25 protein-coding genes and 1 tRNA gene are annotated in these 25,474 nt (G+C 39.9%); 9 read left to right on the forward strand and 17 right to left on the reverse strand.

The genetic code is table 11. The features are described from left to right. Positions 1-23: 23 nt before the first annotated feature. Both CAL6303_RS23675 and psbX read right to left on the reverse strand, forming a co-directional pair. Positions 24-1,055, reverse strand: coding sequence for a Ycf66 family protein (locus tag CAL6303_RS23675; protein WP_015200365.1), 1,032 nt, complete (start codon positions 1,053-1,055; stop codon positions 24-26). A 375-nt stretch (positions 1,056-1,430) separates the two neighbouring features. Continuing rightward, complete coding sequence (gene psbX, locus CAL6303_RS23680; RefSeq protein ID WP_015200366.1) at positions 1,431-1,550, reverse strand: photosystem II reaction center X protein; 120 nt, start codon at positions 1,548-1,550, stop codon at positions 1,431-1,433. A gap of 735 nt (positions 1,551-2,285) precedes the next feature. Between psbX and CAL6303_RS23685 the strand changes: the two genes are divergently transcribed. Next, positions 2,286-2,579 (forward strand): YggT family protein, encoded by a 294-nt coding sequence (locus CAL6303_RS23685; protein WP_015200367.1) that lies wholly within the window; start codon positions 2,286-2,288, stop codon positions 2,577-2,579. A gap of 99 nt (positions 2,580-2,678) precedes the next feature. On the opposite strand, the gene accC is transcribed toward CAL6303_RS23685, so the two are convergent. Further along, a complete protein-coding gene (gene accC, locus CAL6303_RS23690; protein ID WP_015200368.1) occupies positions 2,679-4,037 on the reverse strand; it encodes an acetyl-CoA carboxylase biotin carboxylase subunit in 1,359 nt (452 codons plus the stop codon). 470 nt (positions 4,038-4,507) lie between these two features. On the opposite strand from accC, the gene CAL6303_RS23695 reads away from it, so the two are divergent. From CAL6303_RS23695 to CAL6303_RS23715, 5 genes are all read left to right on the forward strand, one after another. After that, positions 4,508-4,589, forward strand: a tRNA-Leu gene (locus tag CAL6303_RS23695). Positions 4,590-5,172: 583 nt separating this feature from the next. Then, complete coding sequence (locus tag CAL6303_RS23700; RefSeq protein ID WP_015200369.1) at positions 5,173-5,793, forward strand: chorismate lyase; 621 nt, start codon at positions 5,173-5,175, stop codon at positions 5,791-5,793. 133 nt (positions 5,794-5,926) lie between these two features. Continuing rightward, entirely contained in the window at positions 5,927-7,636 is a 1,710-nt protein-coding gene (locus CAL6303_RS23705; RefSeq protein ID WP_015200370.1) for a DUF3352 domain-containing protein, read from the forward strand. 231 nt (positions 7,637-7,867) lie between these two features. Continuing rightward, positions 7,868-8,917: a c-type cytochrome biogenesis protein CcsB gene (ccsB, locus tag CAL6303_RS23710; RefSeq protein WP_015200371.1), complete on the forward strand. Its 1,050-nt coding sequence runs from the start codon at positions 7,868-7,870 to the stop codon at positions 8,915-8,917. Positions 8,918-9,089: 172 nt separating this feature from the next. Beyond that, positions 9,090-9,722: a Uma2 family endonuclease gene (locus CAL6303_RS23715; RefSeq protein ID WP_015200372.1), complete on the forward strand. Its 633-nt coding sequence runs from the start codon at positions 9,090-9,092 to the stop codon at positions 9,720-9,722. Positions 9,723-9,822: 100 nt separating this feature from the next. On the opposite strand, the gene CAL6303_RS23720 is transcribed toward CAL6303_RS23715, so the two are convergent. Beyond that, positions 9,823-11,211, reverse strand: coding sequence for a pentapeptide repeat-containing protein (locus CAL6303_RS23720; protein ID WP_015200373.1), 1,389 nt, complete (start codon positions 11,209-11,211; stop codon positions 9,823-9,825). Between the two features lie 988 nt (positions 11,212-12,199). Between CAL6303_RS23720 and CAL6303_RS23725 the strand changes: the two genes are divergently transcribed. Then, a complete protein-coding gene (locus CAL6303_RS23725) occupies positions 12,200-12,442 on the forward strand; it encodes a hypothetical protein (RefSeq protein WP_015200374.1) in 243 nt (80 codons plus the stop codon). A gap of 112 nt (positions 12,443-12,554) precedes the next feature. On the opposite strand, the gene aat is transcribed toward CAL6303_RS23725, so the two are convergent. Further along, a complete protein-coding gene (gene aat, locus CAL6303_RS23730; RefSeq protein WP_015200375.1) occupies positions 12,555-13,130 on the reverse strand; it encodes a leucyl/phenylalanyl-tRNA--protein transferase in 576 nt (191 codons plus the stop codon). 178 nt (positions 13,131-13,308) lie between these two features. Here aat and CAL6303_RS23735 point away from each other — a divergent pair, with 178 nt between their 5' ends. Beyond that, positions 13,309-13,638, forward strand: coding sequence for a hypothetical protein (locus tag CAL6303_RS23735; RefSeq protein ID WP_015200376.1), 330 nt, complete (start codon positions 13,309-13,311; stop codon positions 13,636-13,638). Positions 13,639-13,858: 220 nt separating this feature from the next. Here CAL6303_RS23735 and CAL6303_RS23740 read toward each other — a convergent pair whose 3' ends face one another. The 10 genes from CAL6303_RS23740 to CAL6303_RS23785 all read right to left on the reverse strand — a co-directional run bounded on the left by CAL6303_RS23740 (position 13,859) and on the right by CAL6303_RS23785 (position 22,861). Next, complete coding sequence (locus CAL6303_RS23740; RefSeq protein ID WP_015200377.1) at positions 13,859-14,599, reverse strand: amino acid ABC transporter ATP-binding protein; 741 nt, start codon at positions 14,597-14,599, stop codon at positions 13,859-13,861. A 95-nt stretch (positions 14,600-14,694) separates the two neighbouring features. Beyond that, positions 14,695-15,717 carry an amino acid ABC transporter permease gene (locus tag CAL6303_RS23745; protein ID WP_015200378.1) on the reverse strand — a complete coding sequence of 341 codons (1,023 nt, stop codon included), beginning with the start codon at positions 15,715-15,717 and terminating at the stop codon, positions 14,695-14,697. Positions 15,718-15,773: 56 nt separating this feature from the next. After that, entirely contained in the window at positions 15,774-16,691 is a 918-nt protein-coding gene (locus CAL6303_RS23750) for an amino acid ABC transporter permease (protein WP_015200379.1), read from the reverse strand. Between the two features lie 169 nt (positions 16,692-16,860). Further along, entirely contained in the window at positions 16,861-17,901 is a 1,041-nt protein-coding gene (locus tag CAL6303_RS23755) for an amino acid ABC transporter substrate-binding protein (RefSeq protein WP_015200380.1), read from the reverse strand. Between the two features lie 877 nt (positions 17,902-18,778). Continuing rightward, positions 18,779-19,081 carry a 30S ribosomal protein S14 gene (gene rpsN, locus CAL6303_RS23760; RefSeq protein WP_015200381.1) on the reverse strand — a complete coding sequence of 101 codons (303 nt, stop codon included), beginning with the start codon at positions 19,079-19,081 and terminating at the stop codon, positions 18,779-18,781. A 94-nt stretch (positions 19,082-19,175) separates the two neighbouring features. Continuing rightward, the gene (gene nth / locus CAL6303_RS23765; protein WP_015200382.1) at positions 19,176-19,832 is read right to left on the reverse strand and encodes an endonuclease III; all 657 of its coding nucleotides are present in this window, start codon (positions 19,830-19,832) and stop codon (positions 19,176-19,178) included. After that, positions 19,829-20,890, reverse strand: coding sequence for an RIP metalloprotease RseP (gene rseP / locus CAL6303_RS23770; protein WP_015200383.1), 1,062 nt, complete (start codon positions 20,888-20,890; stop codon positions 19,829-19,831). Before rseP ends, nth begins: the two co-directional genes overlap by 4 nt. A gap of 325 nt (positions 20,891-21,215) precedes the next feature. Beyond that, entirely contained in the window at positions 21,216-21,698 is a 483-nt protein-coding gene (locus tag CAL6303_RS23775; RefSeq protein WP_015200384.1) for a GNAT family N-acetyltransferase, read from the reverse strand. Positions 21,699-21,781: 83 nt separating this feature from the next. After that, positions 21,782-22,351 (reverse strand): Uma2 family endonuclease, encoded by a 570-nt coding sequence (locus CAL6303_RS23780; RefSeq protein WP_015200385.1) that lies wholly within the window; start codon positions 22,349-22,351, stop codon positions 21,782-21,784. A 132-nt stretch (positions 22,352-22,483) separates the two neighbouring features. After that, positions 22,484-22,861 carry a nuclear transport factor 2 family protein gene (locus CAL6303_RS23785; protein WP_041739919.1) on the reverse strand — a complete coding sequence of 126 codons (378 nt, stop codon included), beginning with the start codon at positions 22,859-22,861 and terminating at the stop codon, positions 22,484-22,486. 427 nt (positions 22,862-23,288) lie between these two features. Between CAL6303_RS23785 and CAL6303_RS23790 the strand changes: the two genes are divergently transcribed. After that, positions 23,289-24,269: a HEPN domain-containing protein gene (locus tag CAL6303_RS23790; protein ID WP_041739921.1), complete on the forward strand. Its 981-nt coding sequence runs from the start codon at positions 23,289-23,291 to the stop codon at positions 24,267-24,269. A 78-nt stretch (positions 24,270-24,347) separates the two neighbouring features. Here the strand turns inward: CAL6303_RS23790 and hisIE are convergent, their stop codons facing one another. Both hisIE and CAL6303_RS23800 read right to left on the reverse strand, forming a co-directional pair. Beyond that, a complete protein-coding gene (gene hisIE, locus CAL6303_RS23795) occupies positions 24,348-24,998 on the reverse strand; it encodes a bifunctional phosphoribosyl-AMP cyclohydrolase/phosphoribosyl-ATP diphosphatase HisIE (protein WP_015200388.1) in 651 nt (216 codons plus the stop codon). A 195-nt stretch (positions 24,999-25,193) separates the two neighbouring features. Then, complete coding sequence (locus tag CAL6303_RS23800) at positions 25,194-25,382, reverse strand: ChaB family protein (protein ID WP_015200389.1); 189 nt, start codon at positions 25,380-25,382, stop codon at positions 25,194-25,196. Between the last annotated feature and the right edge of the window lie 92 nt (positions 25,383-25,474).

The raw sequence follows: 25,474 nt of genomic DNA on the forward strand, positions 1-25,474 counted from the left end.
TCGCTTAATTAACGACCTGTACATTAAGTAATTGGGGTATCATCGTCAAAATTGATCGGATTTCTCGGCTCTTCATCACGATCAATGGGTTTGTAGTCAACATAGTCTGTCGTGGGAATCATCTCATCATCGTTTATGCGATCGCTTCGCCCGCCATAGGCATCCCGTTTTGGTGCGGAATCACTCGCCGGACGACGACGCTTAGGTTTGGGTGTAACCTGAACATCATCTTCGTACATTGATGGACGTTGTGAAGACACTGAAGGCTCTGAAGAACTATCTTTACGTCGCCGAGAACGCTTTTCTTCACGATTACCAGAGTTTTCCCAATCATCTTCAATCGGTTTACTGGGAGTTCCCCAATCTTCTTCATCAGATCTTTCTGGATTCCGACTGCTAGGACGGGAAGCACCACGACGACTAGAACCACGAGAAGCTGTTTCAGAACGGTCACTATTATTAGTATTGCTACTAGTATTACGGCGAGATGAACGATTTACGGGTGCATCATCGTCGTAGTAACTATCATCACGAGTCTCACGATTGCTGCGGGAAGAACGATTTTCTCGACTTTCGGTAATTCGACGCTGGGGTCTACCATCCTCATCATCTTCATAGTAGGGTAGAGACTCATAATCAGCATCCATCCGTTCTGCTTGATAAGGTCGTCTGTTATTACCGCCATATCGATAATCGTCACTTACCCGACGCTCACGATCCACGATTGGTGTATCACGTTTAGCTTGTTCGGTGGCGATCTTTCGCAAACGGATACTATCGTAAGCGAAAAAAACAGTAGAGCCAACTAGCAATAACTGACTAAACTGCAAAATTGGATCGAGTCGCCAACCTTGGAAAATCAGAATAAAACCACAAAGTAAGCCTACTGCGGCGAAAAATATATCATAATCCCGCGCTAACTCTGGTTTGACGCTACGCAAAAAATAAAGACCCGCTCCAGCTACAGCCAGGAAAATCCCTAAAAACGACGCTGGAGTTGCTCCCACATTTATCTGAGCCAGAACACTGGCTGAGTTCAGCCCAAAAATCACCATTATTCTTATCCCAATATCAAATATATGTTAGCGACTCGGAATTTCAATCTCTACTGTAACTAGACACAATAACATTAAAGCTTCAGGGTAATACAACATAGTCTGCTGGAAAATTACCCAAAATTAGCACCAACATCTTTGAATTAAGTTTAACTTAGCTTTTGCCAAATGATTTTTTACAAACTGAAGTTCATAAACAATATTAAAGCTTCAAAGCAGTATCAAGTGCTTTGAAGCCATAAACTTAGAAAAGATTCTGTACTGCTTACCGACATCACAATATAAAGCCGTCGTAGAAGGACGTGGCTCTAAACCCAGTTTTTCGGTAAAAAGTTTGCCGAATTTGGAAATCCTAGCAAACTCTTGCCCAGAAAACTAACCGCGCTGGATTTTGTCTTTTTGACTGACAAAAATCAAGAACACAGTAGCGGGGATAACTACAATCGCAGTACCTGCAACCAAACTCAAAAGAAAATTTGCTAAAGAAGGTGTCATTTTTTTCAACCTTTGTTTACATACTTTATTTTAATTCTAATAGTCTATTACATGCTTGAAAAGCAAGTATTTAATGTAAAAGCATAGTTTAATAATGCTTTTACCTGGGTGCTGAATTCAAGTCGCCTACAGGTAAAATGTAAATACCCCTTAACAAAGCTTAAAGTTTTGCTGATTTTTGTGAGTCAATCCTGAATACCAGACTGTATTTAGGCTATCAGAACCCCAACTTATTCAACAAAGTCTGGTGGTTTGATTCCCCTGTCTCTAGAGACAGCTTTCTTACAAAGTTAAGTGGAGGCAAAGCCTAGGCTGTTGATTCTGTGCTTTTTCAGAGTTAAAAGTTCACGCAATATCTGTGACATAACTTGTTCCTTGTTTCTGGCAAGAAATACAGAGTTGGAAGAACACCTTCTTCAGTCAGTATATGAGGTGGAGCCTCAAGCTCAGGGTTCACAGGCAGAGCCTAGAAACCAGTCGATGACACAAAAATTGTATGCATAAAAAGCCTGAAAGTCATATCAAACTTTACAGCCTAGTCAAAGCCCCCCTTACTTTGCGGTGTTTTGTCTGGGGTGGCAGGTTTGCTTCTGTCGGATGACCCCGCGAAGCTGCCTTGTAAAATCTCCGTCACAAAACTTATTGGGGCAATTCGCAGCGGGGCGTAGCCCATTGCGACTTGTTTTAAGACTTTAATTCAATCTGTGAAATTTCGATCTAAATCACTACTACATCATGACTACACTTGCAGCAACAAACTTAACTCTCGGTATTTTACTGGGATTGATGATATTTTTATTTATTTTCCGGATTATCTTGACTTGGTATCCCCAAGTTGACTTGAGGCGTTTGCCATTTAGTTTAATTGCTTTCCCCACAGAAATTTTTTTGATTCCTACAAGAAAAATTATCCCACCCTTGGGAGGTGTGGATATTTCCCCAATAATTTGGGTGGGAATTATGAGTTTGATCAGAGAAGTTTTGTTAGGTCAACAGGGATTACTAACAATGATGATGTCGAGGGTGTGAGGAAAATCCTTGCAAAGGTTAGAAAAGTAGGAGATATCCTAGATTGAGATTAAATATCCCCTACTTTTTCTACTCAAAAACTTGTAAAACCTGTTTTCATTAGTTTTTCACCACTCCATCATTCATTTCCTGAATAAAACTGGTGTACACCTTGCCTTGCAAAAACTGAGGGGTTTCCATAATCTTTTGATGAAAGCCAATGGTGGTGTGTAGTCCAGTGATGGCACATTCCCTTAAGGCACGTTTCATCCGATTGATCGCAGTGGGACGATCTGGTGCCCAAACTATGAGTTTGCCAATGAGGGAATCGTAGTATGGGGGAATCATGTAGTCGGTGTAAACATGGGAATCAATTCTTACACCTGGTCCTCCGGGTGGGAGGTAGCCGCTGATTCTACCTGGTGCGGGGCGAAAGTCGTGATCAGGATCTTCGGCGTTGATACGGCACTCGATTGCATGTCCCCGTAATACTACTTGGTCTTGAGTGAGGGATAATCTTTCACCTTGAGCAATCCGGATTTGTTCGGCAACTAAGTCAACTCCGGTGATCATTTCTGTGACTGGGTGTTCTACTTGGATTCGGGTATTCATTTCCATAAAGTAGAAATGTCCGGATTTATCTAAGAGAAATTCAATGGTTCCGGCACCGCTATAGCCGATAAATTGGGCTGCTTTGACGGCAGCTTGCCCCATTTTTTCCCTCAATTCGGGGTCAAGGGCAGGACTGGGGGCTTCTTCTAGTAGTTTTTGGTTGCGACGTTGAATGGAACAGTCGCGTTCACCTAGGTGAATCACATTTCCGTAGTTATCGGCGAGGATTTGAAATTCGATGTGGCGTGGACGTTCGATGAATTTCTCCATGTAAACACCACCATTGCCAAAAGCAGCTTCGGCTTCTCCCCGTGCTGCTAAAAATAACTTGACAAATTCATCTTCTGAGCGTACCAAACGCATACCCCGTCCACCACCTCCGGCGGTGGCTTTGATCATAACTGGGTATCCCATCTTGTTAGCGATCGCTAAACCTTCAGATTCGCATTCTAGCAAGCCATCACTACCAGGAACTGTGGGTACTCCAGCCCGCTTCATCGTATCTTTGGCTGTCGATTTATCACCCATTTGGCGAATAGAATCTGGTGATGGTCCAATAAAGGCTATTTGATGATCGGCACAAATTTCGGCAAATTTGGCATTCTCCGACAAGAAACCATAGCCGGGATGAATGGCGCTTGCTCCCCTAGTTAGGGCAGCGGCGATAATGTTGGGGATATTTAAATAGCTTTTACTACTAGCCGCTTCCCCGATACAAACCGCCTCATCGGCAAGCTGGACATGCAGGGCATTTCGATCGACAGTTGAGTGGACGGCAATCGTGGCAATCCCCATCTCTTCACAAGCACGGAGGACACGCAGTGCTATTTCTCCCCGATTGGCAATTAAAATTTTGTCAAACTTCATTTTCTAGCTACGACATTAGTCTAAATAGATATAAGTATTCCGCTCTGTTATTATCGCAACCAGCGGATCTGGCTTGTTGCCTTCTTGGGTGTTATTAACTCGATTTGCAACATTACTGTGGCGCATCTTGTTTATTTTTCGTAATCCTGCTTATCGTGCTCCAACAGGCAGGAATTTTCTATTAGCCTGATATCAGCATTCAACGAAGAGGCAGGGGACAGGGACGGGCAGGGGGAGACGACCCCCTCTACCTGTTGGGGAATGGAACTAAACATGGGTCTGGGTCTCCCACTTCTGCTAAGTCGTTTTCGCCCAAGTAGGTTTGAATCCCCCTTGCTCCCTTGCTTCTTTTTCAAGTGATTCGTGGATTTGCACGCCTAATCTTGTTTTGAAGTGATTTTATTGAGCCTAAATATTAGATTACTATATTTAAATCCGTTATGATGTGATATAATTATGGAGAAATGCCTGCGGATGTGGCGGAATTGGTATACGCGCACGCTTGAGGTGCGTGTGGGCTTGCCCTTGCGAGTTCGAGTCTCGCCATCCGCATTTCAAAATAATTGATGATCATCAATATTGATGCTTAATCTTACAGCTAGCTATTTGATGCGATTCCTCAGTGACACAACTTAGCTACGTTGTAAGTAAGAGATTAAATACATCAAGAAATAAATACCCGAAGTTAAATTTTTGCCGAAAATTCTCCGTAAGCCTCATTTTTAGCGGGTTAATCAAACGCGTGTTTTTTACAACAAAAATAGTACATTGGTTCGCACTGAAAGGGTTGGGTCTGAATTCCCGTCCCAGAACATCCCTAGGGACTTCCAATTAAATAATATACCGATATACTAATCAGACTTTACCGTTTTATACTGGATTCACAGTTTTTATCTGGTAGTTTATTTTGGCGCTAGTCCCCTACTGCCTTCTTCAATGAAGTTGATGGTGTCAGTTTCCATTCCGCCAAACTTTGCAGCATCCCAATCTTTTCGGATAACATGCCCAAACCATGAAGATATTTTTATTTTCTGGAAGTCCCTTACTTGGAAGAATGTCAGAATTGATATGCAAAATCCGCACTCACCACTGTTTTTATGCTTTCATAGAAATAGGTGAACTTTTGTAAATAACCTTGACTGTAACTTTTACTCCAAGCAACAACTTAGCACTACCAACCGGGTGGCATCGCTTAAATCCAATTTGGCAAGGAACCGAAGAAGATGTTCAAAAAGGCTTGCCCCACAATCGATTAGCACCACCGTGGCAAATATTATTATTGGGTGATGGTTCACCAACACGGCACTTACAGCTACTGACGGGTGAACCGACAGAAGTAGATGTAATTGATATGTCGTTGATTGGTGAGGATACAGACTCAGCACCGGATTTGATCCAAGCTGTACCGGGACCACGTTTGAGAAGACAGGTATGGTTAAAAACGGCTTCTGGACAGCGTTTAGCCTATGCTACTTCCTGGTGGGAAGCTTCCCATGTTGATGAATATTTACAAAACCGTTCTTTACCAATTTGGGCTAGTTTAGCTAGGTTGCGAACAGAACTGTATCGGGATGTTCGAGGTATTTATTACGGTAACTCGGAAGCTTTAAAGATCGGTTTTGATACTGATGGTTTGTTTTGGGGTCGCCATTACTTATTTTGGCATCATGGGCAACCATTAACGCTAATTTATGAGGTTTTTTCACCTTATTTAACAAGATATTTGGGACCAACTGAAATAGGGAATAGTCAATAGCAAGTTGGATTAACTGAAAAAGGTGTCAATAATTATGAAAACTTGCTACTTATAGAAGTATCGTGATGAACTGATGTCATCTTTTAGTTGTGACTATTAAAGATGGCGATTTTGAGGAAAAGGTAGGATTTTCATGGTGACACCCATTTTAGCTATTCCAGCCAAGAAAAAAAAGAAATCGTCTTTGGTACTAACACTATCATCTGCTGGGTTGTTGGTTGGTGGTGGTGTTGCTGCTTATTTACTATTGACTCAGGGAAAGCCATTATCGCGGGATTTGCCACCGGGAGTGAATATAATTCCCCAAGATGCCTTATTTACGGTTTCCTTAAGCACTAATGAAGAACAGTGGGCGAAACTAAGAGAATATGGAACAAAAGAACTCCAAACTGAGTTAGAACAAAGCTTGGTGATGTTAAGCGATCGCTTCCTGGCTGGAAACGGCTATAGTTTCCAAAAAGATATTCAACCTTGGGTAGGGGAACAGGTAACGCTAGCTGTTTTGGCACCGGAAGCAAGTAAACCAAAATCTAAACCTGTGGCAACCGACGGTAAAGTTAGCAATAGTCAACAGATGGTGATGGTTTTACCAATTAAAAACCCGGTTGTTGCCAAAAATATTTTATCCCAAATTAAAGCTCCTCAAGAAAAAAACTGGAGCGATCGCACTTACCAAAATATCCCCATCAAAGAAACAGATTTGGATGGAGGAGAGAAATTTTCAGCTACCGTCCTCGATAGCAGGTACTTGGTAATTACAGATAATTCCCAGGCAATGGAAAAATCTATCGATGCTTACAAAGGTAAGGCATCCTTAGTTGCTGTCCCTGGATTTGCCGATAATTTTCCCCAAGTAGCCCAAAAAAACGCCTTTGCAGAATTTTACATCAACGTTCCCTACTCCGCCAAAATTGCTAGTGCTTCCCCTAACCCTCAATTACCTGCACAGATTTTAAGCCAACTCCAAAACAATCAAGGATTAGCAGGGACAATTAGCTTAGAAGCGGAAGGAATTAAATTAAAAGGTGTTTCTTGGTTAAATCCTAATAGTTCTAAAAAACTAGCTGTGGAAAATAATGCCGGGAAAATGCAGAATCGAATTCCCGATGATACTTTAGCGATGCTTTCAGGTGGTAATCTAAAACGATTATGGGCTGATTATGCGATCGCATCTCAAGGCAACCCCTTATCACCAATCTCACCCGAACAATTACGCGCAGGATTAAAATCACTCACCAATTTAGATTTAGATCGGGATTTACTGAGTTGGATGGCTGGTGAATTTTCGGTATCATTAATTCCCACAGTTGCTAAACCAGGGGAAAAAGATAACTTTCGCACAGCATTATTATTCCTTGTGCAAACAAGCGATCGCACTCTGGCTGAAACCTCCTTTAAACAGCTTGATGAGGTGATGCGAAGTCAATATCAATTCCAAATTCAAAGCACAACTATCGCCGGAAAACCTGTAACTAACTGGATTGCCCCTCTTGGCACAGTCACCTCTAGCCATGGTTGGCTAGATGAAAATGTCGCCTTTTTGACAATCGGCGGACCCATCGTAGATAAAATTATTGCTCAACCAAATAATTCCCTCGCCAAAACACCAGTATTTAAAATTACAGTTCCCTCGGAATTTGAAAAAACTAACGGTCAAATTTTCTTGGATATTCAACGGACAACTAAGTATTTCCCCCTGACTTCCTTGTTTCCAAACCAACCTACCCAGCAAAAATTTCTCGATGCCATCCGTTTCATTGGCATCACTTCAGAAGTTAAGGATAGTCGAAGTAACCGCTATGATGTTTTTCTGACAATGAAGAAGGTACAAAAAACCTCTTGAACTCAGTGCCACAGGAAAATAAAACAGGAAAAACTCAATTATTCACTCTCTATTTTCCCCGAAACAGATAGGATCATTAAAGAACATGCTCAAATTAAACTACTCGTGATTACTTTCTAGTGTCCTAAAAAAAGACCAATCAACTCAGGCAACTTCCTGGAAACATCTGCGTAAGTCCTAACTTCGTCAAAATAAAGAATAATATAGAAAGCAATTGGGGAGAACACTTTTATGGATCTGTTTTCACTCCAAAGTTGGCTAGATAACGCCTCCTTTGCAGTTTTATTTATGACAATGCTGGTTTACTGGGGAGGGGCAGCTTTTCCAAATATTCCCTATTTAGCTGGTTTAGGTACAGCAGGAATGGCAATTGCCAACCTATGCATAGCAGTTTTACTGGGTGCAAGATGGATTGAAGCGGGTTACTTCCCCTTGAGTAATTTATATGAATCCCTATTTTTCTTAACTTGGGGAATCACCAGCGTCCATTTATTAGCTGAATATAACAGTCGTAGTCGCTTGGTAGGGGTTGTAACTGCCCCTGTAGCCATGGCAATCACGGCATTCGCAGCCCTCACCCTACCATCAGGGATGCAAGTCTCAGAACCTTTAGTACCTGCACTCAAATCCAATTGGTTGATGATGCATGTCAGCGTCATGATGTTGAGTTACTCCGCATTAATGGTTGGATCATTATTAGCGATCGCATTCCTATTTGTCACCCGTGGGGAGAACATTCAACTCCAAGGAAGTTCCTTTGGTGCAGGTGGTTATCGCAGTAATGGGTATAAATTACACAAAGCTGGTGAACTTGTAACAGAATCAGCCCCAGTTAACTTTGAAAATAATGGCTTTAGCCGTTACGAAGCCAATAATAACGGGAAAACAGCAGTTTTAAATTTAGTCACTGAACCTGTTGCCCAAACAGTTGATACGTCTGTAACCCTATCACCTCAGCGTCTCAATCTTGCTGAAACCCTCGACAACATCAGTTACCGCATCATTGGTTTAGGATTTCCTCTGTTGACAATTGGTATTATTGCCGGGGCTGTTTGGGCAAATGAAGCTTGGGGTTCATACTGGAGTTGGGATCCTAAAGAAACTTGGGCATTAATTACTTGGTTAGTTTTCGCTGCTTATCTCCATTCTCGCATTACCAAGGGTTGGCAAGGTCGCCGTCCCGCAATTTTGGCAGCTAGCGGCTTTGTTGTCGTCTGGATTTGTTACTTGGGAGTGAATATTCTCGGTAAGGGTTTACATTCCTATGGATGGTTTTTCTAATTGCCATAGATTCAAGTAAATAAATTTTAGTTTGTAGTTGCGCTACCCTGCGGGAATGAAACCTATAGCGATAAAGCGCAGCTACAAACCAATAACAATTTTATTGATGCAATTAATGGATTAATATTTTACCTTTAACTCTACCTTTCTTCAAATTGTAGAGGTGCTAACTATGACTCAAATACAAGCCGAACTAAAGCTATATACTTTTGATGAATTTATCGAATGGTATCCACAAAACTCAGAAGTACATTACGAATTGCATGACGGGGTGATTGTCGAAATGCCTAAGCCTAAAGGACAACATTCAGATTTGGCTGGCTTTTTGATTGAAGAACTGCTGATTACAATTAGAGATATGAATAAGCGCGGCATCTGGACTATTCCGAAAGAATCAATCGTTAAACCTAAAAATGATAGATCAGGTTATGAACCAGACATTATTATTTTAAATCAAGAAACTATTGGCAGCGAGACACGTTGGAAAAAAGAATCTGTTATTCAAAACGCAACTTCTGTCAAATTGATAGTTGAAGTAGTTTCAAGCAATTGGCAAGACGACTACTACAACAAACTTCGTGATTATGAGTCGATGGGGATACCCGAATACTGGATTGTAGACTATGCAGCCCTCGGTGGACGTATATTTATCGGCAATCCCAAAGTCCCAACAATTTTTGTCTGCCAGTTAATTGATGGGGAATACCAAATGACACCGTTTAGAGGTAGCGATTTAATTGTATCGCCAACTTTCCCCCAGTTAAACTTGACAGTAGAGCAAGTTTTTAGCTCAGTAACCAATTAGATTAAAAAATAAGTAATAAGTAATGAGTAATAAGTACGTTTTTTAACGGGGATTTTACCCCGATAGTTCCTGGGCTTGGGCTGCCCGGGTAGCTTACATACTAGGCTTTTTTTGTTGAAGACGAAAGGCTAAATAACCGACTAAATTCACCTGCTTGTAAAGTAGCTTCCCAATTTGTTGGTAAACGGTGCGGATTTGGATCGTTTTTTGTGGGGACACGCATAAAAATGTAATCGCAGCGAACTCCATCCAATTTAGTATCTGGAGTAATATGCCAACTTTCGATATAGGCACCAGTTAAAATTGCACCGCGAAAGTCTGTTTTATCTAGTTCAGCACGAATCAGCGTTGCCCTAGAAATATCAGCATCTCTAAGGTTTGATTCACTCAAATTTGCACCAATTAAACTCACATCTTTAAGGTTAGCAGCTTGTAAGTTTATTCCCTGCAAATTCCAACCGTCTAAATTTCTGCTTTGGAGATTTTTGCTAACTACCAAATGACGAATTTGAGAATTTGCTAGATAAGACTTGCCAACTGTGGCAAAATTTAACTTTTTAACTTGAAACCAACAGGTTCTAGTGATATTTGCCTGATTTAAATTGGTATTCTTTAAACTTGCCTGACTAAAATCTACATCGGTTAAATCACTATTTTCAAAATTGGTTCCACGTCTGGTTGCCAAACCTAAAGCCATATTCCGAATTGGTAACTGCTTTTTATTCGCAAATAATGCCAAGCAGCCAAGGTAACATGCCAGCAGAACTATTCCCACTGTGAATCCATCAATGAAATGTCGATTTACAATTAGCCAAATACCATCAGCAGCGGGATTTGCAGAAGTAAAAGCAATGGTAATTGCTCCACAAAGCCCGACGGTGAGTAAAACTGTTAGTGTCACAGTCCACAAACCACCTATTATCCCCGCTAAAGCAACTGAGCCAGCAATAGCAATAGTTCCAGCAGCGATTATTACAACTGCCACTGCACCAGTAACTATTACTCCTACCGCATTTGCTAGCTGCATTGCCCCTGTGGGAGCCACTATCCCCGCCCAAGTGAGCGCCACTATGCCTGCCCATAGGACAGCCGCCACACCAGCACTCATGATGGAAATAGCTAAGAATCCAGAAGCAGTGGCAACTCCTCGCCAAAACGTCACAACCAAAAATACCGAGATTATCCCTAATGCGATCGCGCCTACATACAAATTCTCACGGCTACGATCAGCAAGTATAATTCCTAACAGTGAGCCACCAATAGCTACCAAGAATCCCGATAACGCTGATAATAATAGCGCAAACAAAATGAGCGCAAGCAACCAACGCCGTTGTAGTCCGGCTTTTACATGGCTGAAATTCGCTCCCGTCAAAATTGCGTCTGCGAAATCTGTACCTCGGATGTCAGCGTATGAGAAATCAGCACCCGCCAAATCTTTTCCTTTAAAGGACTCACCCCTGAGCTTTGCACGGCGATAATCTAAAATCACATCAATTTCACAAGACTGGGCAGATTTACATTTATGGTTAATAGGATATCAGATTTTTTCATTTTTGAAATCTTGTGACTTATTACACATCGCATTGATGATGTTCTTTGCTTCGCCTTTAGCTTTTCGCTTCATCGTTGAAAAGCAGCAGAAAACTACCTACATGCTGGATACTGAAATGGGTATTTTTCATCCTTAGTCGCTTCCCATACCCTTTTTCGAGGAAGTCATTGAGCCAGTTATCGGCAAATATTAAGAAAATATTAAATATTCTAGAAATCTTTTGATTTGATGACAATCTAATTACTATCAAACATTGATATTAAATCAAATTTAGTTATTAGTTAACAAAATATAATGTTGATTAACTATTTCTGGAAATGAAATTAATGCTCTTGTGGTACAAGTTTTTAAATATTAAAATGCCATCATAATTAAATCTTGATATTCAAAGTTTATGCTTAATAAACTTGACAAATTTTGTCCAATATTAGACAGGTGTAAGCTTTGACAATTTTATGACAGATGAGAATTATACTTAGTAATGTGATACCTCCATCTATGAATATTAAATAATCAAGAACGTTTGACTATTGACTAAAATCAACCTAGTAATGATGTTAAATTTACCAAATAAAAAAAATAGAATATTGCCGTCTTTTAACTTTACTAATTTTATATATGCAGAAAATTTTAACTTTGTGAAGTAGAAAAATACTCCACTTCCGTTATCTCGTACCCTTACTGAGGGGAGAATTGCCGAAGGATATAGCTCATGTACGTGCAAAATGCTGTATCTAGCTGATAAAAAGTAGTTTTCGATTACTGATTTCAAAAGATATCGCCAGATAATTGGGAAATTTTCAGTGAATCGATGAAAGTTAAATTTGCTTTCTGCATCAATAATTTACCAAATACCCGAAGTCCCATAGTTATAGTATGGGCAGACATTTTTAACATATTGGCTAATGTTTGGAGTGACTTTTAAATGAATTTTGCACTGGCAATTACCCAGTTTTTCGCTTGTCAATTCCCTGGATGGGGGGTTTGCCATTTTAGTTTTGAACCCGAAGCAAAAGCTTTATACATATATTGTCAAGCAGCAGAAAAAAGGAATGTAATTCTGGAAAATGCTCCGGCTTTAGCAAGTTTAGATATTGGAATAGAAAAATATGTAGTTGTGCATCCTGATTATCTTGATGTTGTAATTCAGAATATTCGGATTAACTGATTAATCAGTTAAATTCTATAAATTTTAGAGTTCTTTCTCATTATCTTCTAAGACAAAATAGAGACGCGACATGTCTCGTCTCTAAATATACAAGCTTTGGGGGGTTAATATTTCAGGCAAAATGGCAAGAACGACTCAAAGCCGAACCCAACAATTGTTGATAGTCTTCATCTTCAATTCGATAAGCACCAAAGCGTTCAAGATGTGGGTTCATCATTTGAGCATCGAAAAGAACGAAATGGCGATCGCGTAAATGCTCAACTAACTTTACCATCGCCACTTTAGAACCATCCGGAATCTGAAAAAACATCGACTCCCCAATAAAAGCACCATTTATGGCAATTCCCAAAATTCCCCCAGCTAAATTATCACCTTGCCAGGTTTCAAAGCTATGAGCATAGCCAGCTTGGTATAATTTCCAATATATTTGTTTTAAATCTTCAGAAATCCAAGTAGTATCGCGGTTTGCACATCCTTCTATCACAGCAGTAAAATTACGATTAATTGCGGTGGTAAACCTTCCTTGGTTAAGAATGCGTCGTAAAGATTTAGGATAACGAAAGGATTTATCAAGGGGAATCAAAGTGCGATCGCGGCTTCCATACCAACCCAGGTGATTATGCTCATCAGCCATGAGAAAATAGCCTTGAGCGTAGCCTTCAATAATAGCGGCAACATCGTATTTCATATATTCAATAAATATACATTCAAAAAATAAAGCATTTCCCTCCTAATTTTTGCTTTCTAGTGACTTCAAACTCGCAATTTAACTCAAAAATAACAGAGGAATACAACTAGAGACCAAATATCTTCTACATTCCTCTATTAAAACTACTCAATTTAACTCTATACCGGAGATTAAAAAAATGAGCGAACCAATTCCAGCAATTATTTTGCCACCAGTCCAAAACCCCGAACAAGAAGGAGAATGGTTAAGCAATAGCTTAAGCAAATGGTTAGATGAAGAGTTTTTACCCGAAGCAGTTAATCAAAAAATTGCTCAACGTGCAGCTCAGATATTTGTTCGACAACGGATGGAAGGAGAAAATGATCTTGGTTCCCTAGTCATTGCCATTGTCACCGAAATGCAGTTGTTTGACTTTTCTAAAAGCTTTTACGGAGAGTTTGCGATCGCTAACGCCGTCAGCGATCTACTCTTAGAGAGTCTAGGATTTGATAAATGTTGTGGACAATAATTTGAGGCTCTTCATATACTAGTACAGGTTCTACAACGCATCTAATTTGTATATAAGACGCGGGCAGGACTTCGGCGTGAGCGCTCAGTCCTTACCTCCGGTACACTTCGTTCCGACAGGCTCAGGAACCATCGAACGCTGCCCGCACTACAATCATTCTGTGTTTTTAACTTATACAATTTAGCTGCACATCAACTTATCCATATATGACACTAAGAATCTAGAGAATTTGGGATAAAAACTTGCGGGTACGTTCTTCCTTGGGGTTTTGAAAGAAGTTAGAGGGTGTAGCTTCCTCAACAATTACACCTCCATCCATAAAAATTACTCTGTCAGCAACTTCACGAGCAAATCCAACTTCGTGGGTGACTACTACCATTGTGATACCATCAGCAGCCAGGGTTTTGATTGTGTCTAACACTTCTCGCACCATTTCTGGATCGAGGGATGAAGTTGGTTCATCAAAAAGCATGATTTTGGGTTGCATTGCCAAAGCTCGTGCGATCGCAACTCTTTGCTGTTGTCCACCAGATAATTGTCCTGGATATTTTTGTGCTTGTTCTACAATTCCGACTCTTTCTAATAACTGCATCGCTACTTTTTCGGCTTTAACTTTTGACCATTTCCGTACCCAAATAGGTGATAAGGTAATATTTTGTAGTACGCTCAGATGGGGAAATAAATTAAACTGCTGAAATACCATTCCTACTTCTCGTCGAATTGCTTCAATATTTCGTAAATCATCAGTTAGAGTAATACCATCAATTTCAATTTTTCCCTGTTGATATTCTTCTAATGCATTAAAGGTGCGAATAAAAGTGGACTTTCCCGAACCTGAAGGTCCCATAATTACTACTACTTCTCCCCGATTTACTGTTAGGCTAACTCCCTTTAAAACATGGAATTTTTCATACCATTTGTGAATATCTTGGGCAATAATTATTGGTTGTTCTGAATTCATGGGATTTTAGATTTTAGATTTTAGATTCGTTCGCTTCGCTCAGTACAAGCTTTAGATTTTTGTTGATTACTTTTGATTAACTAAAAAAGAGTAAACTACCTCTGACCTACACCTAATTGTTTTTCTAAACTTTGCGAAGCTATGGACATTGAATAACAAAATATCCAATAAATGAGTCCGATAAATAAATAAACTTCTGCATAGCGATTGAGAAACTGGGGTTGAGCTAAAATTGAACGAGAAATGCCTGTTAATTCTAATAATCCAACTATTGATAATAAAGAGGTATCTTTAAATAAACCAATAAATTGACCAACAAGTGCTGGAATAACTGCACGTAGTGCTTGAGGAAGCACAACAAGTAACATCATTAAGGGAGTACTCAAACCTAGTGCTTTAGCAGCTTCAAATTGTCCCCGTGGAATTGATTGCAAACCACCACGGACATTTTCCGCTAAATAGGCAGCACTGAATAGAGTTAAACCAGCAATCCCTCGCAGCACTCTGTCTAAACGGATGTCATCCGGCAAAACTAAAGGCAGCATAACTTGAGCTAGAAACAAAATTCCAATTAATGGTAATCCCCGAATAATTTCAATATAAAAAATACTGAAATTTCGCACCACAAACATCTGACTTTGACGACCCAATGCCAGTAATACACCCAAAGGAAAGGAAAGAATAATACTAATCAATGCCATCACTAAAGTTAACAGCAAACCATTCCATAAATTTGTATCTACTTGTTCTAGTCCCAAACCTCCACCGATTAACCATAGAATGAGGGGAAAAGATAATCCCCAAGCTAGGGACAACCAACTATTAATTTGCTGGGGTAAACGCTTAATTAATGCTCCCCAAGTTAAGCCAGATAGACTTATAATAATCGCTAATGATAGCCAAAGTCTTCCATGAAGTTGTTGGGGAAAACGACCCACTAAAAATAATTGTAGGTTAGCATTTATAACTGACCATTGAGCTTGAATAAACACCCAGGTGAGAATACCTTTGATGCTGGAAATTAGCAACAAAAAGCAGACAATTGTCAAAATACTGTTATACCAGTTGTTAAATAAGTTTTTTCGCAACCATTTTTTGATGTAGGATATTTGATTCATTATTAATACTTATTTAAATAAATTTGAATAAACTTGAATAAAAACTTTAAAATATTTTATCTTTCCTGAATTTGGACAGTGCGATTTAATAAATTCATCACAAAGGCTATGATTAAACTCATAGTTAGATAAGTCACCATAATTAATAACATCACTTCTACTGCTCTACCAGTTTGATTAAAAGTGGTGGAAGCAACGAAGTAAATATCGGGATAACCAATTGCGATCGCTAAACTGGAATTCTTTGCTATATTCAGGTATTGGCTTGTTAATGGTGGAATAATGACCCGTAAAGCTTGAGGAAAAACCACTAACCGCATGATTAATCCTGGCTTTAAACCTAGTGCTTTTGCTGATTCCCATTGCCCTTTAGATACTGACTGAATTCCACCTCGGATGATTTCGGCAATAAATGCACCTGCATACAGGGTTAATCCCAAAATTAATGCTGATAATTCTGAGGATATTGCGATTCCCAAAGGAAGTGTTACACCCTGGTTATTGAGCGTAATTAATCCCCACAAAGAAATTTGATTTTCTATTTTTGGTAGATTGATAAAAAAAGCAAAGTACCAAAAGAATAGTTGTAAAAGTAAGGGTGTATTGCGTAAAATCTCAACATATACTAAGGCTAACTTTCGCACCAACCAATTATCAGATAGTCTTGCCACCCCAACTGTGATACCGACAAAACTTGCCAAAATTATGCCGACAATTATGACTCGGAGGGAATTGATAAATCCCACTAATAAAGCATGACTATAGCTGTCAGAAGGCTGGTAAGGAATTAGAGTCTCACCAATGTCAAAAGATGCTTGCGATCGCAAAAAGTCAAACCCTAATTGAATACCTAGTCTTTCTAAGTTGTAGGTCAGGTTATCCCACAGTATTGCTAACACAATTAAGATTATAAATGCGGCAATAAATTGACCAGCAACGCTTAAAAATCTCCGATTACGCCATAAGGGAATCATACTATTTTGAATTTTAGATTTTGAATTTTGGCTTTGAAATTTCAGATTGTGGATTTATATTTTAAATTTTTGAACTTGTAATTGTGGATTAAATAACACTTGTATTTGTGATAACTTATATCACAGCAATCACTTGTAATACAAATGCCCAATCCCCAATCTAAAATCTCTAACGGAAAGGGGGAGCATAAACAATTCCACCTTGATTCCAAAGTTTATTTGGACCTCGTTCTAGTTTCAAGTCTGAGTTTTTACCCAAATTGCGATCATAAATCTCGCTGTAATTGCCAACATGTTTGATAATCCGAATTACAAAGTCATTGGTCAGACCTACCCCTTGACCTAAATCACCTTCTGTGCCTAATAAACGTTTAATCTCTGGATTGTTGCTACTAGTTAACTGGGAAACATTTTGAGAATTAACTCCCAATTCCTCGGCATTAATTAGACCATAAATAGTCCATTTGACAACATCAAACCACTTAGAATCTCCATTAGCAATAGCTGGTGCTAAAGGTTCTTTCGAGATTACCAAATCTAGAACCGTGTGTTCATCCGGTTTGGGCAAAGTCGAACGACGGGAAACTAACTGGGAACGGTCTGAAGTTACTGCCTCACAACGACCTTGTTCATAGGTAGTAAAGGTAGTATTCACGTCTTCAAAAACAAGAGGTTTATAGCTAATACCCCGTTGTCGCATTTGGTCTGCAAGGTTCTGTTCGTTGGTGGTTCCTGTTTGGGTACAGATGGATTTGCCTTTCAGGTCTTCTAACTTCTTAATATTGCTATTTTTTCTTACCATGATACCTTGACCGTCATAAAATACTACTGGTGCAAACTCAAGACCCACGGAGGTATCCCGACTAATAGTCCAGGTGGTATTACGACTGAGAATATCTACTTCACCAGTTTGCACGGCTGTAAAACGTTCTTTAGCATTTAAATTGCGAAACTCAACTTTTTTGGGGTCGTCAAATATAGCTGCGGCTAAAGCACGACATACATCCACATCTAATCCTGCATATTCACCGTTTGCCTTGACAAAGCTAAACCCTGGTAATTGTCCACTAACACCACAAATCAACTTGCCACGAGTTTTGATCGTATCCAACTTGCTGGTAATATTTCCTCTTGATCGTCCACTACAAGCATTCAGTGAAAGAACTAGAGGAATCAGTGCTAAAAATAATCCTAGTTTACGTATATTCATCTTAAATTTTGTGGATACCCTGCATAGGAGCGAAGCTGTAAAGGGCTAGATTACACCGCCCTTATGAATAATACTATCGGTAAGTAGGGTTTGCTGAATAACTATAAAAAAGATATTTATCAGTGCTTTCAGGAGGTTTTTTCTAGATCGGCAAAACTGACTTGAGAGTTGGAAATAAAGCCTTAATTACATAGCCGTCGTCGAAAATCTTAAACGGCTTTTCTATGTTCCCAGATGATATCTAGCAAGCTTTACCGCCCTAGTTTTTTTGAGGGAAGTGCAAGCAAATAAGATTTTGATGTTGAAAAAACTTGTATTCAGATTTATGAGAGTAGAATAAAACGGAAAAAATAAAGGTAAAACTCTTGCCTGTTGGGAGTTGCCTACCCCCACAAGAAGATTTTTACAGATAACGCTAACGCTGTGCTACGCCAGTAGTCGGTCTTACATATAGGAATCAAAGCGGATTCCTGAAATCATTTGCCTAGAAAGGGAACGGCGAATATCTGAGTTGTTTTCAAAAATAAAGTGTGAGTCTTATATATTTATTCAGGTAGTTGGTTCAAAAATTTTGTCACCCGTTGAGGTTTATCAATGGTTTAGGAACGTGGATTAAATAAAGTGCATTCATTAGGGTGTGTAAGCGGAGCGTAACGAACCATTTGAAGCTCAATCAAAATTGTATGTTATTAAATTTGTGTTCCTTAGGATGTAGCTATTATCAATATAAATAGTCCCGGCACGGCTTGTGTTGCAGCGTGGATATACAGCAGTGGGACACACAAATAGGTAATTTTAGGTACAGTTAGTAAGCTGATGTATCCGGATAAAACAAAAATCCCCGTTTGGTTATGCCGGGGAGTTGTTAATATATGAACTACCAGCTAGATTTTACTACACCTGGTAAAAGCCCTTGGTGTGCCCATTCACGCAATACGTTCCGTGACAAACCAAAATCGCTGTAATAGCCTCTAGAACGACCTGTCACCCAGCAACGGTTACGTTGACGAACTCTAGCGCTGTTGCGTGGTAACTGCTGAATTTTGCGGTGGATTTCAAACTTTTCTAAAGGGTTAGTACAAGTTCTGAATTCATCTAACAAAGCTTCACGCTTCTCGCTATACTTTTCTTGAATCTTGACGCGTTTTTTCTCGCGCTCAATCATGCTCTTTTTAGCCATACAATCTGTAACTAATTTTTGACAGTATTTTCCATTCTATATTACTTGACAATTCTTGAGTCAAAAAAAGAATTCAGATTAAACAGGAAGATCTCTATTCAGCGATTTTCGATGGACATAGATCAGCCAATTGGCACTCCTGGCAAACAGGCGATCGCGCTTTGCAAACAGCCCTACCATGATATATCAACCTAATTGACCAGTTTTCCCAATCTGCTTGGGGCAACAAAGGCATCAAATCCCGCTCGATGCGAACAGGATCATCATGCTTGGTAAACCCCAAACGGTTGCTCAGACGCTTCACATGGGTATCAACTGTTACTCCAGCATTAATCCCAAAAGCATGAGCTAGAACCACATTTGCCGTTTTTCTAGCTACCCCTGGCAACTTTAATAAATCTTCCATCCGATTAGGAACTTGACCACCAAAATCCTTGACAATCATTCGACAAGCACCTTGGATGTTTTTCGCCTTATTGCGATAAAATCCCGTAGAACGCACCAACTCAATAATTTCCTCTAAATCCGCACTTGCCATACTCACTGCATCCGGAAAACGAGTAAACAAATGTGGTGTCACTTTATTTACTCGTTCATCAGTACATTGGGCGGAAAGTATTGTTGCCACTAGCAACTGCACAGGAGTAGAGTAATCTAAAGAACAAGTAGCATCCGGATAAAGACGCTTCAGGCGCACAAGAATTTCGAGCGCCCGTTGCTTTTTTGATGACCTTTTGCGGGTTTGATTCACTGGAACAGGGTTTCTTTAACAATCAGAAAAATACCTAAACCCAAAAGTAGCATTAAACCGCTTTGCATCACACCTTCTTGGATGCGAGTTGGTAAAGGTTTACCCCGCAAACCTTCGATGAGGAGAAATGCTAACTGTCCCCCATCCAAAGCAGGTAAAGGCAAAATATTAATTACTGCCAGGTTGATACTAATTAAAGCTGCAAAGAAAAACAAATTTCCTGCGTCATTTTGAGCGATGCTAGCACCCATTTTGACGATTTTTACAGGACCTGCCACTTGGCTGGCAGTTTCACCAAAGTTGGTAATTAGTTTGCCAAATCCTTCAAAGGTCATCACTATAATGCGCTGAAATTCACCCGCACCAATCGTTAAAGCCTCAACTGGACTACTACGACGGCGTTCTATGTCACCATTAGGGGCAAGAACCACTCCAATGGTGCCATCTTTAGTTTTGGCTTCTGGGGTGACTTCAATGGCAATTTTCTCATTTCCACGGACAACATCAAGTTTGACTACTTTACCGGGACTTTTTTTAATGATTTCTCTGAAAGCTTCAATATCTTGAAGGGACTTGGTGTTGAGTTGACGGTCATTTGCCCCTAAAATCACATCTCCAGCCTGAATTCCCGCATTAGTCGCTGCTGAACTGCCTTCAGGTGCCAGTTTGGTGATGACAATACCGGGTTGTGTGGCGTAGGGTATACCGACAAAAGAAATTTGTCCCACTAAGAGAAAATAGGCAAATATTAAGTTTGCAATTACACCTGCACTGATGACAATTGCCCGATCTAAAATTGGACGGTTGCCTAATAAATTTGGATCATCAGGGGGAAAATCGCTTTCTGGATCATCATCTGGAAAACCAACAAAACCACCCAATGGGAAAGCCCGAATGGCATATTCAGTTTCTGAACCCTGATACTTCCACAGTACAGGACCGAATCCTAAGGAGAAGCGGTTAACATGAATACCTTGTGATCTTGCTGCAATGAAATGTCCTAGCTCGTGAACTAGGATCAGAAGAGCTAAGACTCCGATCGCCGCTAAAAATGACATAGACCAATTTAAACTGATTCGCTATACATTTCTTATTGTGGCATGTAGACCCCAATAGGGTGTGTTCGGTTATCAGTTACCAGTTATTAGCTTGGACTAAGCGAAGCCGGAACGAAGTCTACCAGAGGTAAAGGAGCCGAACCTTTATCAGTTATCAAGAGTAGGGGGTTTAATACCCCGATGCCTATGCGTCGCCAGTTTTGAGTTGGGTGGCACGTTTTGGGAGTCGGATGACCTCCAAAAGCTGCCTTGTCTGTACTCCGTGTCTACCCGCAGGGTATCCCCATCTCAAAATACCCCTACTGCCCACTGCCTACTGCCTTCTTCAATTTGCATTTGCCCATGGAACCCATCTCAAAAAACATCGATTACCATGCTGTTCTGTAACTTCTGCACCCAAGCGATGATAGAAACTAAGTCCGCGAGTATTTCTAGCATCAGCATTCCAAGCAAGATGGGTACAATTATTTTCCTTGGCAATTTGGGCAAGTTGAGCCATTAGTGCTGCTCCTGCACCTTGACTTCTGGTATCTTCATCCACATATAAATCATCAAGCCAAATGCTTGGCTGTCCTGCAAATGATGAGTATCTGAATCCATACAAGGCAAAGCCGACTTCATACCCGGAAAATTCAGCAAATAAAACGTAAGAAAAAGGAATTGTTGCGAAAAGGGTTTTACGTATTTTGTCTTCGGATACTTGTAGGACACCAGAGAATGCACCGATGTTGCGGTCAAATTCTGATTTCTTCTGAATGAATGATAAAATTAGAGATGCATCGTTAATAGTGGCAGGTCGAACCTTCATTGATCTAAAGAAGCGATCGCTTCTCAGTTTTAATGTAGTGATAGTAGCTTTCGCAGTTCGTTGGATATTTTCTGCTTATAAAATTAGCCTTGTAAAACTTGAGATGCAGTTAACTGGAGATTCGCAAAAATTGAAGAGACAATTGCGCTTTCTCCCTGATAAACTCGCTCATCATAAAATCCCTCCACCCATTCTAAAATAGTCACCTTTTGGGCAATAGGGTCAACAATCCAATATTCGGCAATTCCCCGCGCGGCATATTCTGAACGCTTATAACGATAATCTCGATTTTCTTCATTGGGACTAACCACCTCAACTACCAACAACGGTGGTGGCATATCCATTAGGATAAGCGATCGCTTTGCCCCTTCCATGACTGTTGCTAATTCTTCCGAAAACACAACCAAATCAGGTACTCGTACCCCCACCTGTCTGCTATTCACAGAAACTTCTGTTTTCATGCTTAATCGATAAAATGGAATTCCCAATTGGAGAAAATGAGCCACTAAAAACATGACTATTCTTCGGTTTAGCTCACTTTCTAATGGCATGGCAATTAATTCTCCATTTTCCAACTCATATAAAGTGTCTGTCCCATCATCATAATTAAGGAATTCTTCAAAGGTGATTTTTTTAACGGCTGCAACTGTCATTGCTTTTCCTCCCAGATGTAGCTTGTATTCGTTATTTTAACAATGCTAGAACCTACACAACTGGCAAGTTAAACTAATAATATTCCTACGGAACGCTCAGGCGATCGCGCTTCAGAATTTACCCATATTTTTTTAAGCCACCATACCAATATGTGCAGCGATGATATGCCAATTTCCGCTAGGAGAAATAGCCCAAACCCGCGTAAAGCGAAAGTCACCGTTTGCAGGATTGCCATTATAACTACCCAATATTTGCATCCGCACTGAAACAATTGCTACTTCTCCATGAAGTTGAATCTTCTGCTCAGAAGGTGTCAATTCATTGATCTTAAACAAACCAGATTCGTGAGCAGCTAGATCATCTTGTTTTTGTAATAATTCGCCAAGATGACTTATGATGATAATTTCGGGGGCTAGTAGTTCATCTAAGACGCTGACATCAGAAGCCAGCATCGCTAGTCTGAGACGTTCTTCGGCATTGATAATCTGAGTTTCAACTGTTTGATTCATGGTACTTCTTTCCTGAATATCAACAATAGGTTTGCGACTTACCTCCACCGAAAACTGAGACTCCTAAGGGATTAGCGTCAAAATCAAGTACCAGATGAAAACTCTGAATCCAGTATAAAACGGTAAAGTCTGATTGGTATATCGATATATTATTTAATTGCAAGTCCCTAATGACTATTTGATATTGAGCAAAAGCGGCATGTAAGGAAAGATATTATATCGTAATTACTGCTCAATTCGATTTTAGCACTCTGAAATCGATAGAGCGGTGGCTTGATGATTTGTTAAAATAGCCCTTGATAACTTATAGAGACTCATATTGCTAAGACCAGAACAAAATCTCCATAAGTGTCTAATTTCAAGTCCTGCAAGATTAATTGCTGAACATGATGAATCTGACTTGCTAATTACTCATGCTTTCCCAAGTATGAACGACTCAATTCTTAGAGTCACACAAAGAGAAGAAAATCCTTTTAGTCGTTATTACTACGTTTGTGTATTTAGGATAGATCCACCAAAGCTATGTGAAGGAGTGGTAGTTCCGGATCATAGTCATGTAGGTAATCTTATATCAATAGCTTTATCAATTTTTTATGGGAAAAGATTCGATAATCATGGTGTGATTGAAAGTCATGGTAGGTTTTCAATGCCTCTACTAAATGAGGTTGCTCCTGCTATGCAGTATTACTATTTTGGTTCAAACAATCACCAACCTAGGAAGAACCTGGGTATTGAATTAGATTTGAGAAACTGTAAATCAATCATTAACTTCCTCACCAAGAAGCCCAATGATCAGCTAAAACAGACATTTTTTACTGCCGGGAAGTTTTATCTCAGTTCTCTTCAGTCAGTAGACACCGATATGGAAAGGGCATTTCTTGATTTGGTGACATGCGGTGAAATTCTATCTAACTATTTCCAATATTCTGAAGATGAAATATATGATTCTCGGCTAAAGGAAATGTTTGAGAGACTTGCAAAAATTGATGCAAATCCAAAAGATATCGATCTTATAAGATCGCGTTTGTACCAAGTTAAAGCAAGATTCAATTTAACTTTCAAGAAGCTATTAAATAGGAATTTCTTTGATAGAACAGAAAGTCTTGACGAATCAACAAAATTAACTTCGGAAAACATTGAAACTTGCATCAAAGCTGTGTACGACTTAAGAAGTAGATATGTCCATACTGGGATCGACTTTGGTCACTGGTTGGTACCACATCGAGCTTTTATGAATGAGATTAGGTTGGGAATTCCTGTTGTAGATGATAAAGAGCTAAGAAAGATACTTTCTAGAGTTCCAACTTACATTGGTTTAGAGAGGGCTGTACGTTTTGCATTATTAAGATTGCTGCATATCAATAGTGTTTACATTCATGCTGAACTCGACAATGATGAAGGTGAATAAATAATTTATCGAGTCATGCCGAGGGCTAACAACCTCCCTGTACCAACGCATTAAATTTCTTCGTAATTTTCTTAATACTTACCTTCTTCTAGCTTGTAGTTTCCGATATACGTCCTTGATATCAACTTTGTGGTGTGCCATTGCTACCATAGTGTGGTATATCAAATCCGCCACTTCTCCAGCTATACCATCAGCGTCATCATCTTTACATGCCATGACGACCTCGGCGCTTTCCTCGCCGATTTTCTTCAAAATCTTGTTATCACCACCAGCAAATAGCTTAGATGTATATGAATTCTCGCTCGGATTGTCACGGCGATCGCATATCACTGCAAACACCTGTGATAGCGTATCTGCTGGAGGTGGTGTAATTTTTCCGTCAACTTGGTGAAAACAACTGCGTTCTCCCGTATGGCAAGCAATATCACCAATTTGCTCAACAGTAACTAAGATGGCATCACTATCACAATCGTAACGAATACTTTGAATTTTCTGAGTATGCCCAGAGGTTGCACCTTTGTGCCAAAATTCTTGACGGGAACGGCTCCAAAAACAAGTTTCCCCACTTTCGAGAGTTTTTTGCAGCGACTCTCGATTCATCCAAGCCATCATCAAGATAGTTCCATCCAAATAATCCTGGACTATCGCTGGAACTAAACCTTTTTCATCGTAACGAATACTATCAACCGGAATGGCGTTATGCAATGAATGGGGCTTGGAAGAAAACATATCAGTTGCCTGACTCAAGTCGTGAATAGCTAACTAATTCACGATACCATGAACAAAACTCCAATCTTTTGGATTTTCTCACCAAACTTTCCTATCCTCAAAAAGCGTAGAAAATCCTCACACCACCATAATAAGAAACCCCATCACTGAAATATGGGGATCATCTGAACAAGTTTCTAGATGTTAATTTTTATCTCACACGCTTAAAGTTTTGTGTACCGCTGATTGCATTTTCAGCGCACTCAGGGCGACTCTGTGCGCCTTGGGAGCTTCACCATACCAGTGGACGGCAGAATTAAAAGCTGCTCGGTAGATGTCCTGGTATGCCTCGGAAAAGCGCGTCCGAATTTCTAAAGGCAAATCTTGGTTAGATTTATATAACATATTGTTATTTTTGGTTCCGTTATTCCTATAGGATATAGGTTTTAGGGTGTTCTTACCCCTATCCTAAGATAGACCCTCAATTATAGCTTCCA

Origin of the sequence: Calothrix sp. PCC 6303 (assembly GCF_000317435.1) — a bacterium.
GTDB lineage: Bacteria > Cyanobacteriota > Cyanobacteriia > Cyanobacteriales > Nostocaceae > PCC-6303.